Source organism: Paenarthrobacter sp. 10N417 (assembly GCF_056394745.1).
Window position 1 is genome coordinate 216591 of the sequence record NZ_JBFTIL010000001.1, and the last position, 18046, is coordinate 234636.

Here is an 18046-nt window from a genome sequence, read left to right on the forward strand (position 1 = left end):
AACTGGGGCAGAGCTGCCGGCGTCATGACTTCTCGTGCCGAGGCTTCGGTGAGACGGCTTACGAACAGGCCGCCCACTGCGGGTGACCCGACACTGGCACCGATCTCACGCGTATGAGTTTTGGGGTGCCGGTACATTGGAGCAAAGCAAGGCGAAACTCCGGGCGCGAGACATGGCTGTCCCGTTAAATGTCCTCCCTTGAGCTGACCGCCTTTTGTCTTCGCAGCCAACGACCTGTCTGCTGTCACAGTCCTCCCGGCCCAAGCCTTCTTCGTGGGTAGGAACGGCAGGCGCAGACAAGGTCGAACGCTGGGTGTTTGACAACAGGTGGGGCGCGACTATCCGCGTGGGGAGGCGGGCAGGTCGAGAAACCCCCAGGTTGGCGGAATTTCCCTTTTTCGGCTTTAACTAGGCGCGTAGGAGGCTGGCAGGGGAATCGGACGAAATCGTTGGACACGGACGAAGACCAGGCTCTACACACGATCATTCCGACAACAAACGTCGCCTGAGAGGTTGCGATGCGGCGGGAAGATCGCCTGGCTGTGTGTCCATCGAAGACTTCATCGTCAAGCTGTTTGGGAAGAACGCACGGTTGTCAGCTGGCTCAGGAGAGCGTACCTTCAGGACTAGCGCGCGCAAGTTTTGATTGATTTATAAAATCAAGCATGCAAATTGTCGGGTCTTTTCCGCTGGACCTCAATGTCATGAGCCAGCTCATGCACCTCTGCGCCCGCCTTGATTGACATTCACATACATCGCGTGACCAAAGGAGATCATATGTCGGTTCGGAAAATATCCCTCACACGGGGGTCAGCGGCACGCAAAGCGCTCGTCAGTGCGACGGTAGCCGTCGCCGTCTCCATCGGGAGTCTGCTCACCGTGCCCGCTGCCACCGCTGCCCCTGCCTCGAGCGCCGGGCAACCTGCGGGCAACGGCCCGTCGGCGTGCACCCGTGCCTTACCCATCGGCAGCTCCAACTTTGTGGTGGATTTCGGCGGTGAGCCGTTCAACGTGCAGGTGCACGTGCCCTCCGCTCCTTCGCATAAGCAGCTCCCCCTTGTGCTTGACCTCCATGGGTCCGATAGCAATGCCGCCTCACAGTCCTACGTATCCGGACTCGCGGAGATCGCAGATGCGGAAGGCTTCATCGTCGCCACCCCGGAGGGGAACATTCCCTTCGCAGCAGATGGACCATCCGGAGCCACCTGGGGATGGAACGTGCCGGGGGTCCCACTCACGCTGGGCAATTTGCCATCCCCTGACGCACGTGATGATGTGGCGTTCCTACGAGCCGTAGTCAAACAGATAGACGGTGCCGCGTGCGTGGATGGACGCCGGGTGTACGCGACCGGTTATTCCGGTGGTGGGCGCATGGCATCAGCACTGGCATGCGAGGCATCCGATGTTTTCGCGGCCATCGCACCGGTGGCCGGGCTTCGTGCAGGACGCAGCGCCGCGCCGGACTATTTGGTGCCCGCGCCGGGCACCTGCGAGCCGACTCATCCGGTTGCGGTGGTGACCTTCCATGGCACCGCGGATCCGGTCAATCCGTATCAGGGCAATACCGATCCGCGCTGGGGTTACAGCACGCAGGCCGCCGCGCAGGAATGGGCTCACTTGAACGATTGTCGTGTAGGTCCTGTTGTCACCCAGTACAGCCCCGACGTCAAGCAGTACACCTGGAGCAAGTGCTCGAAGCAGGCCGACGTAGTGCTCTACGAAGTTGCCAATGGTGGCCACACCTGGCCGGGCAGCGCTGTTCCCTTCGAAGCCTACGGCGCCGGTTACTCGACCCCGGAGATCAACGCATCCCAGACGATGTGGGACTTCTTCAAATCACACCAGCGCCGCGGATAAGAAGCAACGGCGGTGGGAAAAAGCAGTCGGGGTGACTGTCGCATCGATAGTCACCCCGGCTGCAGTTTGTCGGATCAGCCAGCCATGTGGCGCTCCCGACAGGGCGGTTCCCGCTGCCCCTTGTCTCCGGGCGGTTCCGCAAGCATCAACGCCATCTTCACGATGCGCGACGAACATGCCAAATTTTTTGAACTGCGCGCGTTGCTGGTACAGCCACGGTCCCTCGGGTGTCCTCCTCGAGTCGATTCATCCACTCGGAGCCCTGAGCCGAAATTTCAATTTTTACCGTGGTCTAGAAGTTATGGCGGGCCGGATCAACCGCCTTGCCGGAGGCGAGCGTCCGCGCGGTGTTGCGGCGGCCCGACTGCGGGCAGCAGCCAGGGAGGGCCCTGCCGGCGAGATCGCGCACGACGGCAGGGGCTCCTGTCGGGGTCGTCCATGTGGCCGTTGTGCCTGGGACATCTGCTTTCGGTGCGGGTATCGGTGCCCGCCTGCCAGTGTGGAGGCGGCATTGCTTGCGTTGAGCGGTTCGATGACGGTGGGGACGCCGGCTGCAGGTGCGAGGCATTCTTGTGTGCCATTCACTACAGCGTCCGGGTTGGAGGCGAGTGTTCCGCTGCCCGCCAGATATAGGTTGAGGGCGTTCGCCACTGGGTAGGAGGATGCGCTGCCGTAGGCGGGGCGGCCGAGCCGGCGAAGGCGACCCAGTCGCGCATGTACTCGAACTCGGGCCCTGTATTTTTCGGGCCTCCCTTGAGGTAGTGGTCGAACCAGTAAGCGAAGCGGACCATGACGTAGTCGGTAGTGAAACTGGGGTTGCTCTTTGTGAGCTCTCCGGGAGCGTCCATGCTGGTGCTGTCATGGCCATGTGAGATCCACATCATCTTCACCGGTGTGCCTTGCCTCTTCAGGGCCTGGTACGTGGCAACGGCCTGGTTGAGCGGGAACAAGGAGTCGTGTTCTCCCTGGACCAGCATCGCCGGTGCCTTTGATGCTTGAGTAGAAGGAGGCCACCGAGATGCGTTCGAGAGCGCCCGTAACGTCCGGTGGGAAGTAGCCCGTCGCAAGACCGGAGTTGACCGCCGAGCAGAAGACGTCGGTCAGCCAGGGCAGGAATCAATGGTCGACGGATCCACTGGACTAGTGAGGTAACTCTTTTCTGCTACTGCGAACAGCCTGGCAAGCCAGACAGACTTCGCCGCTCCCGGAGTGGAGGCTGTGACACCCGCAGTCTGGGCGGTGCTGTTCGGAGCGAGTGCGGAGGGCAGACCGTTCCACGTGTCGATGGGAATGATCGCATCGATGCGATGGTCGACGCTTGCCGCTGCAAACTGGATCGCACCGCCATAGGAGGCACCTAACATACCGACCCGCGGGTCGTAGGCCCGGGCGATGCCATCAAGGTCCTTTTGGTCGTGGACGACGACGTTGAGCGGAGGTGCGGAAATCGTGTGAGCCGCGTTAGTGTAGGCGATCGCCGGGGCGCCCCCGAGGTAGCTGACGAGCTGACTGGCAGCTTGGCCGTCGATGCCCGGATCGTCGAGGGTCACTGAGCAGCTCAAACCGCCAAACCCGAGCCCCGAGTATGCAAGCACTGCGTAGTCGCGCCTGGCGAAAACCATGGCGAGATTGGCCGGATCCTGCGTGTCCTTCGAGTTACCCCAACCGTTGGTCATCAGCAGCGCGGGAACCCGCTTCGTGCGGCTCGCGTAAGGGAGGTAGAGGTCACCAATGATGTCACAGCTGGATCCGTTCTGCAGGCCTGTGACCCTGAATGCAGAGTCTGCACCGAGAAGCCGACATCGGCATGGGCGGCGGGTACGGCAGTCCCTGCTACTAGGAGGCCTGCGGTGACCATGGCGACAACTTTGGTCACCGTCCGTAGCCTTGGGGCCGTGGTTAGACGCCTTCCTCCATCCATGGACCTGGGTGGTCGTCGTCGACCGCGGAAGAGCAGGTCGCTAAGGCGCTCCCCGACAGGCTTTCGGGGAACCGTGTGTGAGCCTGACGTGGCCCTCGCGCCGGTGGGCAGAAAATTGAACATCTTTGTACATACCTTCCTCATCGTGATCGTCATGCAGACGGTTCTTTCAAGAGCGGTGGTTTGTATGTCAGAGAACGGACAGGATGCGCGCATCGCCATGATTCCGGCGACGGCAGCGCAGAGCGTGCCGAAGATCAAGGGGGCCGGGTAGCCTCCGAGCCACGTGATGTGGCCGCCAGCGACGACCGAGGAGAGTACCTGCGGCAACACGGCAGGAAAGCGAAGTCCCGCCCCTGGTTTTTCCTCAGGTCCCTGCTCCTGGGAGCGGGATCTCGCGCAGTCGGGACTGGATGATGGTCTCGTGGGGGCGTGTCCGGCCAGTTCCCGGTAATCGGTGTAGCTCAATTTGTTGCGCTTTCCGGAAGGACAGCAGGGGAGGCTGGGTTTTCTGCATAGTGGGTGGCGAGTTCGCGTTTGAGGATCTTCCCGCTGGGGCCCAGTGGCAGTTCGGTCATGAGTTCGATGATGCGGGGGTATTTGTAGGCTGCCAGCCGCTCTTTTGCGTAAGCGCCGAGTTCGTCCGCTGTGATGGTGCTGCCCGGGGCTGGAACGATTGCGGCGGCTATTTCCTGTCCGTGGACCTCATGGGGAACGCCAAAGACGGCGACACTGACTACCTGGGGGTGTTGGTTGAGAATTTCTTCGACTTCGCGTGGGTAGACGTTGTAGCCGTTCCGGATGATCATGTCCTTCTTGCGGTCCAGGATGCTCAGGTAGCCGTCGCTGTCCTTGACTCCGAGGTCTCCGGTGCGGAACCATCCCTCCACGACGGCTTCGGCGGTGGCGTCGGGGCGGTTCAGGTAGCCCTTGAACAGGTTGTGGCCCCGCACGACCAGTTCTCCGAGTTCGCCACGGGGCAGCAGTTCAATGCTGTCGGTGATTTCCGGACGGGCGATCTCGACATCGACACCCCAGATGGGGGTGCCGATGGTACCGGGTCTCGGTGTTGTGCCCACGTGGTTGAAGCTGGCTACCGGGGAGGTCTCGGTCAGGCCGTAGCCTTCGTGGATCTCCGCCCCGAAGTGCTCACGGAATTTTTCCAGTACGGCTACTGGCAGCGAGGAGCCGCCGGAGATTCCGTAGCGAAGTCCTTGGGGCCGGGTTGGATTGGCCTTGGCGGCTTCGAGCAGCGCCACATACATGGTGGGCACGCCGAAGAACACGTTGATTTCGTGTTTGTGCAGCAGCCGCAGCGCGGCCTCCCCGGTGAACCGGGGGCACAAAACGATGGTGGCGCCGGCGCGCAGGCCGGCGTTGAGCACGCAGGTCTGGCCGAAGGTGTGGAAGAGCGGCAGGCCGCCGAACACTTTATCGCCGTGCCGGAGGTCGAAAGTGCCGGTCAGCAGCACATTGACCTGTTCCACCAGGGCGAAGTGCGTCCCGAGGGCGCCTTTCGGTTTCCCGGTGGTCCCGGATGTATACAGGATGGTCGCGGTGTCCTGTGCGCTGCGCGGGACATAGCTTTGGATGGGGGTTGCGGCCGCTACTTCGGCTTCCAGGCGGGCGGGACGTTCAGCGCTCTCCGGTGCCAGTACTGTCAGCACCTCGACGCCGGCCGCTGCGGCGCCTGGGGCGCCCTCGCCGAGCAGTTGGGCGGCGCAGATCAGCAGCCTGGCTCCGCTGTCGCGCAGCACGTACTCGATTTCGCTGCCCTTCAGCAGCGCGTGGATGGGGAGCACGACCCCTCCGAGCGCGAGGACGGCGTAGTAGACGCGGGCGAAGTCCGCCACGTTGGGGATGAGGATGGCGACGGGGTCTCCCGGTCCGATGCCGCGGGCACGCAGTGCCCCGGCGTAGCCGCGGGTTTGCTCCCAGAGTTCCCCGTAGGTGGTCTCTTCATCCCCGACGACGAGGGCGGTAACGTGCGGAATGCGAGCCGCAGCCTCGGCGAGGATGGCCGCGGCGGAGATGGTGCCGTAGCCGTCATTGGCTGGCGGGTTTGTCATGGTGGATTGTCCTTGGTTAGGGATAGTGCAGTTGGTTTATGCCTTCAGGACCAGGGCGTCGCCCTGTCCGCCGCCGCCGCAAAGGCCAACGACGCCGGTGCCGCCGCCGCGGCGCTTGAGTGCCAGCGCCTGGTGGAGGACCAGCCGGGCACCGGAGGCGCCTACCGGATGTCCGAGCGCGATGGCGCCGCCCTCGGTGTTGATGCGGTCCGTGCTGATTCCGAGGTCCCTGGCGGACTGGATGACGACGGCGGCAAAAGCTTCATTGATCTCAATAAGGTCCAGGTCTTCGGCGGCGAGCCCTTCACGCTTGAGGGCGTGTTCGATGGCCCGGGAGGGCTGGGAGTGCAGGGAGGCATCGGGGCCGGCCGCCTGTCCGTGGGCGCCGATTTCGGCGATCCATTCCAGGCCGGCCGCTTGGGCTGCCGCCTTGCTGGCGATGATCACCGCTGCGGCTCCATCGGAGAGCGGAGATGAGGAACCGGCGGTGATGGTCGCCTCCCCGCCCTTCGCGAAGGCGGGTTTGAGCTGGGACAGCAGCTCCGCCGTCGTTCCCGGACGGATGCCCGCATCGGAGTCGAGCACCAAGGCCGGCCCCTTGCGCTGTGCAATTTCGAGGGGGGCGATTTCCTCGGCGAAGATTCCGGCCGTGCGGGCGGCGTCGGCGCGTTGGTGGGAGCGGGCGGCGACCTCGTCCTGTTCTTTACGGCTAATGCCGCGGGTGGTGTTTCCGGCGTCCGTGGCGGTGCCCATCAGTTCACCGCTGAAGGGATCCTGCAAGCCGTCATGGTTCAGGGAGTCCACCATGGGCGTGTCGCCGATGGTGACGCCTCCGCGAATGCCTTTGACCAGGTGCGGGGCGTTGGTCATGGATTCCTGGCCTCCGGCCACGACGAAGTCGGCCTCACCGGCCCGGATCATCCGAGCCGCGTCGATCACGGCTGTGAGACCGGAGAGGCAAAGCTTGTTGACCGTCACGGTGGGCACGTCCCAGCCAATGCCGGCGACGAGGCTTGCCTGCCTGGCGGGGCCTTGGCCTGCCCCGGCCTGGATGACCTGCCCCATGATTACGGCTTCGATCTGGTGCGCGGCGACGCCGGAGCGTTCCAGCGCAGTGCGGATGGCATGGGCGCCCAAGTCGCTGGCGGAGAGGGAGGCGAGTCCGCCGCGGAAGCGTCCGAAGGGGGTACGCGCGCCGCCGAGAATGACGGGAACATTGTTGCCTGAGGTCATGGGGTTGCCTTTGGGATGGGGTAGTAAGCGTGGGGTGGAACGGGGTTCCGCAGCATTGCGGATGTGTTGTTCAGGCGAACGCGGCGCGTCCGGCGATGAATCGGCTTAACGGGCAGGGCGACCAGGTCCGATATATTCGGCTCCTTGCGGGATCCTTCACCTCCTATCGAGGTCGGCAGCAGGGTCATTGGCAGGCCCACGGATTTCTTCGAGCAGAGCTTGGGCGCCATTGGGAACAGCCGAGTAGAACCGCCTGCGTCCACACGCTTCGGCAGTGACCAGACCGAGTCCGTGCAGTGCTGCCAAGTGATTGGATGCGGTCCCTGGGGCTATGTTGAGTGCGGCTGCGATGGTGCCCGGCGACTGTGGTCCTTCGAAGAGTAGCCGCAGGACGCGGGACCTGGCAGGGCTTGATGCCATCTGGTGAAGGATATGGCTCGCGAACATCCCTGTTCCCTTCTTCTTAGACCTCGCAGAACGGATGGGCGGTCTATTGGGTTGTGGGTGCCGCAGGCGGATTCCTGCGTCACCCGCTGGTCGCTCTCGGCCACCGAAAAGGCGCCTCGGCGATCTGCTCAGAGTTCTTGCTGGAGTGCGGCGGAAGTGGTGAAGTTGAGCTCGTCTTCAAGCTCCTGGAACTCCTCGCCACCGGATGGTCGGGGTTCCGTTGACCAGAAGAAAGCTCGAAGGGCAGCGACGGCGGACTCACGCCACGCACGTGCTGCTGGCATGATCTTCGTGAAACTAGCTGAATTGTGCACATGTCCCGGCTCGAGGGTGAACTCGACTGGGACCCCTGCTTCGCGGAGCCGTTGGGCGTACTCGCCGCCATCGTCCCTGAGCATGTCGAATTCAGCGGATAGAATCCGTGCCGGCGGGAGCCCGCTGAAGTTCCCCGCATAAAGGGGAGAGGCATAGGGATCCTGCCGGTCGCCATCTTCGCCGAGGTAGGCATCGATCAGCACATCGCCGTCTGAACGATGGAGTGCGTAGTTCGTGCCTAGATCCGGGTCCAAGTGGGAGGGCAGCGAAAGGGTCAAGTCGAGGGCGGGAACCTCGAGCAGCTGGAACGCGATCTTCGGGCCACGGTTATCCCGAGCCTTGAGGGTCAGGGCAGCGGCGAGGTTCGCGCCGGCGGAGCCTCCGCCGACAGTGATGATTGAGAGGTCTACACCGATTTCTTCTGCGTGCTCGTGCACCCAGGTCAGGGCAGCTTCACAGTCCATGAGAGCGATGGGGTACGGGAATTCAGGCGCCTTGCGGTAGTTGACCGCGATGGCGACGCAATGCGCTCCGACCGCTCGCTCCCGGCACACGATGTCGACGATCAGACTGTGCGCCGTACCGGCCACCCATCCGCCACCGTGGATGTATATGTGGGCGGGGAGTGCTTCCTCCAGTGTTGGACGGAAGACGATCAGTTCGATCGTGCCGTCCGCGACGGGAATCGTGACCACCCGACGGTCGGCTACCTCTGGCCCCGGTTCCGCGACTTGGAGCGTCATCGCGTCCCCGTCGGCATTATGCTGTTCGCGCAGATTCGTGAAGTCTGTCCCGGCTTCGAGCGCAGGCCTCGGCAGGAACTGGGCGAGGATCGGATCGATTGGCATGGTGACGTCCTTGGTCGTGGATGGTTTGCGGGACCGGTTCGCCGAGTTCACGGCCGATTGGGGCCAGCGAGATCCGGCAATCGTGCGCCTCTGGGGAGTCCTTCTGCGCAATGTTCGTGGCGTTCTTGGAGTACGACGTGGAGATCCGGCGGGTGATCTGCACAACGAATGCGATCGAGTCCATCAATGCCCGCTACCGGCGGACCGTGGGGGCCGCGGGCACTTTCCAAACGAGGCCGCTGCTCTGAAATGCCTGTATCTGGTCACCAGGTCTCTTGAACCGCGCGGCGGCGATCGGGCACGTTTGGTGATGAGGTGGAAGCCTGCGCTGAACGCGTTCGCGATTACCTTCGCCGGTCGGTTCGAAGGAGCCACCCAATAATGAAAGCGCCGGACCCACACACCGCGCGACGGACAATCCCGATCGTCCACACATTCGATTCTTAATCCTTGCTGTTTAGTAGCGTGGCCGGCTCGTCGGAGAACGAGGAGGCTCGGCCTTGGGTGCCGAACCTAGTTTTTCCCTGAGGTCCAGCTCGCGGGTAGCGCCGAACGGAACAGAGTCGCTCAGTGCCACCGTGAACGACTTGTCGTCGTGCCGGGTTACGAGTATGCCCCGGATGGGGAAACTATGGCTTCAGCAATTGCCCGATAGACGGCCTTATCCAGTGCAGCTTCCAAGTCTTGACGCCGAGCTATTGAGACGAACCGAGAATAGGGTTTGGCGGTATAAGTTTCCATGAATTTACCCCTTAGGGAGTGCAGTTCAGGTCGCCGAATTGGCTGCCAGACATTCTTTCGTGCACGTGTTGGAGGAGCGCGAAGTTCTCTCGGGCGTAAGGTTTTGATGGCGGTAAACACGGCATATGGCTTGATGAAATGTCAAATACCGGCGTCTCGAAGCTCTCATTAGACGTGATAAGAGTGGCACCGCTTGCCTATGCTCCATGTGTGTTGTCAGCTTCCGCGTCCGGGCTCTTCCGATGTTGTGTTTTCGGCGATGCGGGCGACAATGTCTGGCCACAACGGACGTGGAAGCTGGTGGCCCATGCCCGGGTAGATCACAAGCGTGGCTTGGGGAACTACTTCGGCAATGGCCAGGGACCCTCCCATATCTATAACTGCGTCGGAATCACCATGAATGAGGGTCGTTGGAACTCTGATGCGGGCTAGATCGTCACGCATATCTTTCACCCCTGTTATGACCTGTCGATGCCGCTCGGCGCCATCTGGATAGTAGTCTCGTTCATACATGAGTCCTCCGAGGGTGCGGAGCCAGTCAATATCGGCTGGGTACGCTGGCCCGGCGCAAGGCTCCTGATATCGGACATGCATCTCGACGGCTTCCTCGCGATTGGTTGCGGGTGGGTTTTCTGACCGCTCTTTTAGCCTCTGGGCACCAATTAGGTGCTCAATATTTGGAGTGGTGTAGATAAGGGCGAGGGATAGGACGCGAGATGGAAAGTGGGTGGCGAGCTGTTGGGCGATCATGCCTCCCATCGATTGACCTACAACGTGCGCGGCCTCAATACCCAGTGCCTCCAAAAGGCCGGCCGTGTCGTTCGCCATCTCAGCCAGACCATAGGGCTGGTCCGGAAATTTATCCGAGAGACCTACATCGCGATTATCGAACCGAATAACGAAGAATCCATGCCCTGCTAGCTCGCGGCAGAAGTCGACGTGCCAGCCCAGCATGTGAGCCCCTAATCCTTGGATGAGGAGCATAGGTGTGTTCTCGGAGTCTCCGAATGTGTCGTACTCGAGATGCACGCCGTGAGGCGTCGTTGCCTGAGTCAATTCATGACCTTCCAGTGGGGTGGGTTTTCATCGGTTAGGAACTAGTTGTGTTCGTCCAACTGGACTCATAGTTTTTTGGCGAATATTTGTGGCGGGGCTTCTGCCACAGCCGCTCCCTGTGGAAACTGTGCCCGTCCGCCCAGCCCCGAACTCGTGGAGGCCGTCTGTGCCCAGTGTCTTCTGATGAGAAGGTCGTCTTGGGTTAGGGGTCCGTTCGGAGGAAGGCCGAGCCGGTGGAATTGGCTGGGCGGCGCCTGGGATTCGACCAGAAGGTCGCGGAGCTTTTCGGCCATCATTTGTTCCAGGGTGTCGTCGATGATCGGGTGCTGCTGGTGGGGGTCCTCCTGGAGGTCAAACAGAAGTGTTCCGTACGCCCAAGGACTGGTCACGGACTCTCCGGGCATCCTCAGTAGTGGGGCTTCTTTGGTGAAGGGGAACGGTTCGACGAGTTCGGCTTGGCGCAGCACTTCGACGGGGAACCGCTGACGCATGTTGTTCGGCATCAGGGTGTGCTCGAACAGGGGCTCATTCGACTCATCAACGCTTGCTCTCATGTAGACGTACCGGCCGTCGGTGATGCACGCGTGGCCACCGAATATTCCAAAGAGCGCTGATTCCCTCACCGGGGAGTCACGGCGCACGGTTTCGGAGAGTGAGAGGCCTTGCATGTCGCTGGTGGGGGGAATGCCAAAGGCATCCAGCACGGTGGGGCCCAGGTCGATTGTTTGAACAAGGCTTTCCCGTCGTTGGTCCTTTATTCCGGACCGTGGATCCCAGACGAACAGGGGGGTGCGGATGGTTTCGTCGTACCAGGGCTGAACGTTCTTCCCCCACCATCCGTGCTCGCCGAGTAGGAATCCATGATCCGTGCACACGAGCAAGAGGGTGTCTTCCCACATGGCGTGTTCATCCATGGCGTCAAGGACCCGTCCCAGGGAACGGTCGCACATGGTGAGCAGTGCGGCGTACTCGGAACGGGCATGCTGGACCTGTTCAGGGGTTTCGATTACGCGTTTGTAGTCGGGCCAGTCGAAGTGCGGGCCGGTGTATTCATGTTCGTAGTACTTGCGGTATTGGTCGTAGCTGAAGAAGGGCTCGTGGGGGTCAAAGGTCTCGATCTGAAGAAACCAGTTGTCGCTGTCCTTGTTGGTTGTAATGAATCCAAGTCCTGCATCGAAGGTGCGGGTCTGGGGGTGATCGGCCTCGTTCTTCATGTACTGCCGGTTGACCAGGTCTTGGCGGTAGGTGCTATCGCGTTGCCGTTTGAGGTCGCCCGGGATTCCCGGCGGATCCTGCACCTGGCCTTTCCACGGGTCTCCTTCTTGTCCGCGGAAGAACTCGAAGCTGGAGTATCGGCTGTGATAGGTCGCTCCGCCGTCCTCCCAATAATGCTGGTGATCGGTGACAAGGTGGGAATACACCCCGTTCTCCTTGAGCATTTCGGGAATCGAGTCATCGAATGGCTCGAGCGGTCCCCAGGAGCGGTGGAGAAAGTTGTAACGTCCGGTGTGAAGTTCCCTGCGGGCGGGCATGCAGGGCATACTGCCGGCGTAACAGTTATCGAAGGTGGCGGCGCGGCGGGCAAGGCGGGAGAAATTCGGGGCTTCGGTCCAGTCACCTCCGTACGGTGGCAGGAACCTCCTATTGAGGCTATCGAACATGACCATAATGACCTTCAAGACTTGCTCTCCTTACTTGACCGGAGGAATTGGGCGGTTGCCGTGGGTCCGGTCTACGTCTCGGACCGGTTGTTCAGAGTGTCGGCGAGGAGCCCGAATCCGAGGATGATGAGGGCGAGGGCGATCGTGGGTCCAAGGACGTACATCGGGGAGGTGGTGATGTATGGCAGTCCGCTTTGGACCAATCCGCCGAGGGATGGCGTCGGGGGTTGGACTCCCAGTCCGAGGATGCTGAGGCCGCCTTCGATGAAGACTGCGTCGGCGATGGAGATCGCCGACTGCACGAGGAGGGCTCCGCGGATATTCGGCAGAACCTGCTTGAGGAGAATACGCGTATTGGATGCGCCGAGTGACTTTGCCGCCATGACGTAATCGCGGTTGAGCTGGGCCAGCATCCCACCGCGGGCGAGCCGGCCAAACACCGGGATGTTGATGATTGCGATCGCCACAGCGACCGCCGGAAGGCCCGGGGTGAGAAGAAGCGCTACCGCGATTCCCAGGATCAAGGTGGGAAAGCCAAGGATCAGATCGAAGACGCGGGCCGAGACCTGTCCCAGAGATTTCGCCCAGATCCCCGACAGTCCAAGGAGCGTGCCGATGATGGCACCGACGGGAATCGCGAGCACGGCAAGGACCAGGTCAAGGCGCACGGCAAAGATGACTCGGGAGAGGATGTCGCGGCCGAACTCGTCGGTTCCAAGCAGGTTCCCGGCTCCGGGGCTAAGGAAGGACTGGGCGCCTTGCTGGTCAGAGCTGTAGGGGGCGATGACCGGGGCAAGTATGGCGATGGCGATCATCAGGACAGCGAGGATGGTGGAGACCAGGCCTCGGGACGTGCCCAGCAGGGCACTGGCTCGAATCCTGCCGCCGATACTTTGGCCACGTTCGAGGTCTTCGGCTGTGTGGGCTGTTGGTGCAGTCATGCGTGGGGTTTGCCTTTCGTTCAGCTCAGTCGGATGCGCGGGTCCATGCTGGCCAGCGCAACTTCGGAGAGAGCCTGGACGATCACGGCAATGGCGACAGCGAGCATAATGAGGTCCTGAACCACGACGTAGTCGCGTGAAAGGACGCTGCCGATCATGAGTTGACCGAGACCGTTGCGGCTGAAGAGCGCCTCAACGACGACGGCACCGCCGAGCAGTCCGCTGAAACGGATGCCGATGGCCACAATCGCGGTGCCCATGGAATTGCGGAGGACGTGTAGCCAGAGGATGCGTGCCCGGGAAAGGCCTTTGGCGATGCCGAAGCGGACGTAGTCCTCGTGCATGGCCTCCTGCATGCTGTTTTGCAGGAGTCGTCCGATGACGGCTGCATGCGGGATGGCTAATGCGGTGGCCGGGAGGACGAGGTATGTGAGCACTTCCCCGATGCCGTCTTCGAAGGTCGCTTCTCCACTGATCGGCAGCACGGGGATCAGGACACCGAAGAGGACCAGCAGGAGGACACTGGTGACATAGGTGGGAAGGCTCAGCAGGACGGAGTAGAAAGCATCGAGGTAGGACCGGAGCCGTGCTGAGCGGGAGGAACCGCCCAGCACGCCAAGTGTTATTCCTAGAAGGCTCATAAGGACCGTGGCCGCGAGAGCCAGCAGCAGGGTGCTCTCGACCCTGCTGCCGATAAGTGTCGTGATCGGTTGGTCGTTGATGATCGAAACGCCGAGATTGCCGGTGACCAGTCCAATAAGCCATGTTCCGTATTGCTGGGGCAGTGGGGCGTTGAGCCCCAGCTTTTCTTCGACGGCGTGGATCTGCTCTGCGCTGGCATCAGGTCCTGCAATGGTGGCTGCGGGGCTGCCGGGGGCGAGACGGAGGATGAGGAAGATGAGGATGGACGCGGCGAACAGCGTCACGAGCATCGCCGGCAAGCGGCGTATCAGATAGTTGCCCATCGTTACCCAGCCGTTGTCTGGTCCAGGATGATGTACTGGAACGCGTTCGTTGTCTTGAAGTCTTTGATGGACTTATTGACTGCCAGGGCCGGTGCCCGCTGGACAAGGGCGAGGTTGAAGGCCTGGTCCACCATGTAGGCCCCAAGTGCAGCGTTGGCGGCGGCGACGTTATCCTGGTTGGCCGATTGGGCAGCGGAGATGAGCCGTTCATACTCCGGGCTTGTGAAATGGGTGCCGCCGTTGGGACGCAGATGTGCTGTTGCAGTTGCTGTCGTTGCCGGTGAAAGGCTTCCGAATCCTGTCCGGTGCAGGAACATCGGGCCCAGGGCGCCCTTGGAGTTGCGGGCGACGAAGTCTGTGGTTTCGATGACATTTGGCGTAGCCTTCAAGCCGGCTGCTTCGAAGTTGTTCCTGACAATGTCCAGGATGGCACGGGCCACGAGGTCTCCGGAATTGACCGTGAATGGAACCTCTGTGCCCGCCAGACCCAGTGCCTCGAGCTCCTTCTTGGCTTCGTCCGGTTTGTACGTGTAGGTATTTGCCGTCTTCTCATCCCAACCGGGGGTTCCCTTTCCCCACCATAGGTTGCTGACTTCAGCAGAGCCTTTGAATACCTGATCGTTGATGCGGTTCCTGTCGATGGCCTTGGCTATTGCCTTGCGAACCTTGAGATTGTTGAACGGCGCCGTGCTGGCATCCAAACCGACGACGAAGGCTTCGATACCTCCGCTGTTCGGGGTTTGGACGTCGCCTCCGGAGATGGTGGACAGATCCAACGGACTCAAGCCCTGGGTAATTTGGGACCGGTTGGACCGGGCGGCGGCGATCAGGGCCTGGGATTGGGTGATGATGGCGATTTCGACTGCTTCGAAGTGCGGGGCGCCGCTGACCCAGTAATCGGGGTTCTTCTCAAGCTGGACGGAGGCACCCGGGCTGAAGCTCTTCCACTTGTAAGGCCCGGTACCGACTACCTGCTTGCCGCCTTGAAGACCGTCCAGTGTTTTCTGGTCCACAACTGGAACGAGTTGGAACAGGTCGAACAGCTGGCTCGTGGGCTTGCTTAGCTTGAGAGTGACGGTGTTCCCCGAAGCAGAACCTTCCTGGATCAGATTGGCCACCGAGCGCAACTGGCAGCCAGCGGCTTCTTCCTTTGCCCGGTTCAGCGAGAAGACGACGTCCTCTCCGGTCATTTCCCTGCCGTCATGGAATTTGACTCCCTGACGGATCTTCAGCGTCGTGGTCAGTCCGTCCGCGCTGGTTTCCCAGCTTTGGGCCAGGACTGGCTGGGGCTTTCCGCTGGTATCAAGGTCTGTCAGGTGGTTGAAGACCAGTCGCTGCCACGGGCAGTTTGTTTGGTTGGCCTGCATGACCAACTGAGGCTGGGGGTCCGCCGAGGTTGCGATCACGATCTTTTTGAGCGCATTGCTGTTGCCGGCGGTGGAGGCTCCCCCCGAGGGGCCGCATCCAGTGAGGGCAAGAAGGGTTCCGGCTGTCGCCGTGAAACCGATGAAGCCGCGGCGGGAAAGAGCTGCCTCGGAGCGGAAGATGTTCGATTCTTTCATGGTTGAAACTCCTCGTTGAGTCGGTGAGATTTAGTCGGTGAGATGAGGTGGCGTCTGCCGATGGTGGATTAGATGACCGGCGTCGCCAGGGGTGCTGCGAAATGACAGGCCGAAGGATGCGGCGAGTCGTCACGTTGGATCAACGCCGGGACCTTCTCGGCGCAGATATCCTGCGCCTTCCAGCAACGGGTGCGGAACTTGCAACCCGAGGGCGGGTTGGAAGGGCTGGGCGGGTCACCTTCGAGGATGATTCTGGTCCTGTTGCCGCGTGCGCTTGGGTCAGGAATGGGCACGGCCGAAAGTAGAGCCTGAGTGTAAGGGTGGGTCGGATGCTCGTAAATCTGATCCGCGTCGCCGATCTCAACAATGTTGCCCAGATACATCACCGCTACCCGATCCGAGATGTGCCGAACAACGGACAAATCGTGGGCGATGAAGACGTACGACATCTGAAGCCGGTCTTTCAGTTCGGCAAGCAGATTCATCACCTGTGCCTGGACAGAGACGTCCAGGGCTGAGACCGGTTCGTCGCAGATGAGGACTTTCGGATTCAGGGCCAAGGCCCGTGCGATACCAATCCGCTGTCGTTGTCCGCCGGAGAATTGATGCGGGTACCGGTTTGCGTAGTCCGGGTTAATGCCCACGAGCTCCAGCAGTTCCCGGACCCTTGCCCGTCGTTCCTTTGCTGGCACCAGATCGGAATGGATCTCAAAGGGTTCAATAACGATCTGTCCGACAGTCATTTTGGGGTTCAGGGACGTGTACGGGTCCTGAAAGACCATTTGGATGTCCCGGCGGTGCCGGCGCATCGCTTTCGCTCCGAGGCCGGCGATTTCGTGGCCGAGGACGGAGATACTGCCTGCGGTGGGATGCTCCAGGCCCATCAGCATCCGGGCAAGAGTGGATTTTCCGCAGCCGGACTCGCCGACGAGTCCGAGCGTCTCGCCTTCCCGCAGTTCCAGGTCTATTCCGTCAACGGCTTTCACTGAATGACTCAGCCGCCTCACGATCGTTCCCGTGTGTATCGGGTAGTGCATCTGGAGCCCCGAGGTGCGCAGGACCGTTGCGGGTGAATCCTGGAAGGCCTGGTGGTCGGCGAGGGTGTGTGGATGGGTCGTTTTCATGAGGCCACGACCGCTTCCCAGTAGTGGCAGCGGCTGCTGCGTTCAGAGCTAATGTCGTAAAGAGGTGGTGAGTCTACCCGGCATTCTTCGCGGGCGAAACGGCACCGTGGCGCGAACGAGCAACCTGCGGGGAGCCTACTTAGATCAGGTGGCAGCCCGCCGATCGCAGCCAGTTCCGTACCTCTGTCGTCCAGTCGCGGGATGGATTCCAGGAGGGCCTTCGTATACGGGTGGGCGGGCCGGCGGTAGACATCGATAGCGTCGGCGCTTTCGACGATCTGACCGGCGTACATCACGGCAATCCGGTCTGCTATCTCCGCCACCACGCCCATATCATGGGTTATGAGGATTAGCCCCATATTTCGATCGCGCCGGAGGTCGTCGAGTAAGGACATGATCTGCGCTTGGACTGTAACGTCAAGAGCTGTTGTCGGTTCATCCGCGATGAGGACCTCGGGGTCCAACGCCAAAGCCATGGCAATAACTACACGTTGACGCATACCGCCCGAGAACTGGTGCGGGTAGTCATCCAAGCGACTTTTGGCATCCGGAATCCGCACAGCTTCGAGCATCTCAACTGCCTTGAGGCGGGCATCATGGCGGGACATTCCACGGTGAACGGTGAACATCTCGCTGAGCTGAAAACCCACCGTAAAGACAGGGTTCAGCGCGGACAACGCGTCCTGGAAGACCATCGCTACCTTCGTGCTGCGCAAGGAGCGTCGCTTCTTTTCGGGCAGTTTCAGCAGGTCCACACCATGGAAGCGGATGCTTCCTGACTTTACTTCGCCAGGCGGCACGTCCAGGATGCCCATGATGGTTTTGGCCGTGACACTCTTGCCGCACCCGGATTCTCCCAGCAGGGCAAGCGTCTCGCCCGCTTCGAGGCTGAAGCTTACTTTCCTCAGTGCATGCGCAACATTGTTGCGTAGGCGAAAGTCCACGCTGAGACTCTCGACAGCCAGCAACGGCGCTGCGTCGTCGAAATGGAGCCCGATTGGGGCTCTCTCCAGAAGTTTCACTATGATTCCAATCCCTTTACTGCTTCGGCCTGCTGGCTCGTGGGCGGGTCGCGACATTAACTGCGCTTTATCGGGGTTCAAATTTCGGAGGCCGGTGGCACCTACATGGGATCGTCTGTGATCGTCCATGTTGCGTCGCCGCATCTGTTTTTGTGGCAGCCGTCACAGCTGCTATTCACAAGCTAACACATTAGACCTCTAGAGGTCCAACCTGTGATAGAGTTCACATAAATTGCTGATGACAGAGCAACGAAGGAGTATCGCTATGAGAAGCAGTCACTATG

At 61.2% G+C, this 18046-nt stretch carries 15 protein-coding genes and 1 pseudogene; 3 read left to right on the forward strand and 13 right to left on the reverse strand.

The annotated features are described in order from the left end of the window. Positions 1–777: 777 nt before the first annotated feature. Complete coding sequence (locus AC1DCM_RS00900) at positions 778–1857, forward strand: extracellular catalytic domain type 1 short-chain-length polyhydroxyalkanoate depolymerase (RefSeq protein WP_442016882.1); 1080 nt, start codon at positions 778–780, stop codon at positions 1855–1857. 584 nt (positions 1858–2441) lie between these two features. Here the strand turns inward: AC1DCM_RS00900 and AC1DCM_RS00905 are convergent. Together AC1DCM_RS00905 and AC1DCM_RS00910 are read right to left on the reverse strand one after the other, a co-directional pair. Further along, complete coding sequence (locus AC1DCM_RS00905; RefSeq protein WP_442016881.1) at positions 2442–2924, reverse strand: alpha/beta hydrolase family protein; 483 nt, start codon at positions 2922–2924, stop codon at positions 2442–2444. Positions 2925–2957: 33 nt separating this feature from the next. Next, positions 2958–3617 (reverse strand): CocE/NonD family hydrolase, encoded by a 660-nt coding sequence (locus tag AC1DCM_RS00910; protein ID WP_477517159.1) that lies wholly within the window; start codon positions 3615–3617, stop codon positions 2958–2960. 249 nt (positions 3618–3866) lie between these two features. Between AC1DCM_RS00910 and AC1DCM_RS00915 the strand changes: the two genes are divergently transcribed. Then, complete coding sequence (locus tag AC1DCM_RS00915; RefSeq protein WP_442016880.1) at positions 3867–4052, forward strand: hypothetical protein; 186 nt, start codon at positions 3867–3869, stop codon at positions 4050–4052. 190 nt (positions 4053–4242) lie between these two features. Here AC1DCM_RS00915 and AC1DCM_RS00920 read toward each other — a convergent pair whose 3' ends face one another. From AC1DCM_RS00920 to AC1DCM_RS00935, 4 genes are all read right to left on the reverse strand, one after another. Further along, positions 4243–5847 carry a long-chain-fatty-acid--CoA ligase gene (locus AC1DCM_RS00920; RefSeq protein WP_442016879.1) on the reverse strand — a complete coding sequence of 535 codons (1605 nt, stop codon included), beginning with the start codon at positions 5845–5847 and terminating at the stop codon, positions 4243–4245. 36 nt (positions 5848–5883) lie between these two features. Beyond that, positions 5884–7080, reverse strand: coding sequence for an acetyl-CoA C-acyltransferase (locus AC1DCM_RS00925; protein ID WP_131134370.1), 1197 nt, complete (start codon positions 7078–7080; stop codon positions 5884–5886). A gap of 156 nt (positions 7081–7236) precedes the next feature. Then, positions 7237–7527, reverse strand: a complete 291-nt coding sequence (locus AC1DCM_RS00930) for an ArsR/SmtB family transcription factor (protein ID WP_131134369.1) — start codon at positions 7525–7527, stop codon at positions 7237–7239. Between the two features lie 128 nt (positions 7528–7655). Beyond that, entirely contained in the window at positions 7656–8690 is a 1035-nt protein-coding gene (locus tag AC1DCM_RS00935) for an alpha/beta hydrolase (protein ID WP_131134368.1), read from the reverse strand. Positions 8691–8724: 34 nt separating this feature from the next. Between AC1DCM_RS00935 and AC1DCM_RS00940 the strand changes: the two are divergent. Then, positions 8725–9072 (forward strand): annotated as a pseudogene (locus AC1DCM_RS00940) (transposase); the annotation flags it as partial. A gap of 575 nt (positions 9073–9647) precedes the next feature. On the opposite strand, the gene AC1DCM_RS00945 reads toward AC1DCM_RS00940, so the two are convergent. The 7 genes from AC1DCM_RS00945 to AC1DCM_RS00975 all read right to left on the reverse strand — a co-directional run bounded on the left by AC1DCM_RS00945 (position 9648) and on the right by AC1DCM_RS00975 (position 17762). After that, positions 9648–10487: an alpha/beta fold hydrolase gene (locus AC1DCM_RS00945; RefSeq protein WP_477516973.1), complete on the reverse strand. Its 840-nt coding sequence runs from the start codon at positions 10485–10487 to the stop codon at positions 9648–9650. Positions 10488–10552: 65 nt separating this feature from the next. Next, positions 10553–12166 (reverse strand): sulfatase, encoded by a 1614-nt coding sequence (locus AC1DCM_RS00950; RefSeq protein ID WP_442016878.1) that lies wholly within the window; start codon positions 12164–12166, stop codon positions 10553–10555. Positions 12167–12219: 53 nt separating this feature from the next. Next, a complete protein-coding gene (locus AC1DCM_RS00955) occupies positions 12220–13089 on the reverse strand; it encodes an ABC transporter permease (RefSeq protein ID WP_442016877.1) in 870 nt (289 codons plus the stop codon). Between the two features lie 20 nt (positions 13090–13109). Next, a complete protein-coding gene (locus AC1DCM_RS00960) occupies positions 13110–14054 on the reverse strand; it encodes an ABC transporter permease (RefSeq protein WP_442016876.1) in 945 nt (314 codons plus the stop codon). Positions 14055–14056: 2 nt separating this feature from the next. Further along, positions 14057–15616: an ABC transporter substrate-binding protein gene (locus tag AC1DCM_RS00965; protein WP_442016875.1), complete on the reverse strand. Its 1560-nt coding sequence runs from the start codon at positions 15614–15616 to the stop codon at positions 14057–14059. 68 nt (positions 15617–15684) lie between these two features. After that, positions 15685–16740 (reverse strand): ABC transporter ATP-binding protein, encoded by a 1056-nt coding sequence (locus AC1DCM_RS00970; protein WP_131134362.1) that lies wholly within the window; start codon positions 16738–16740, stop codon positions 15685–15687. Beyond that, positions 16737–17762 carry an ABC transporter ATP-binding protein gene (locus AC1DCM_RS00975; RefSeq protein ID WP_442016874.1) on the reverse strand — a complete coding sequence of 342 codons (1026 nt, stop codon included), beginning with the start codon at positions 17760–17762 and terminating at the stop codon, positions 16737–16739. Before AC1DCM_RS00975 ends, AC1DCM_RS00970 begins: the two co-directional genes overlap by 4 nt. Positions 17763–18046: the final 284 nt, after the last annotated feature.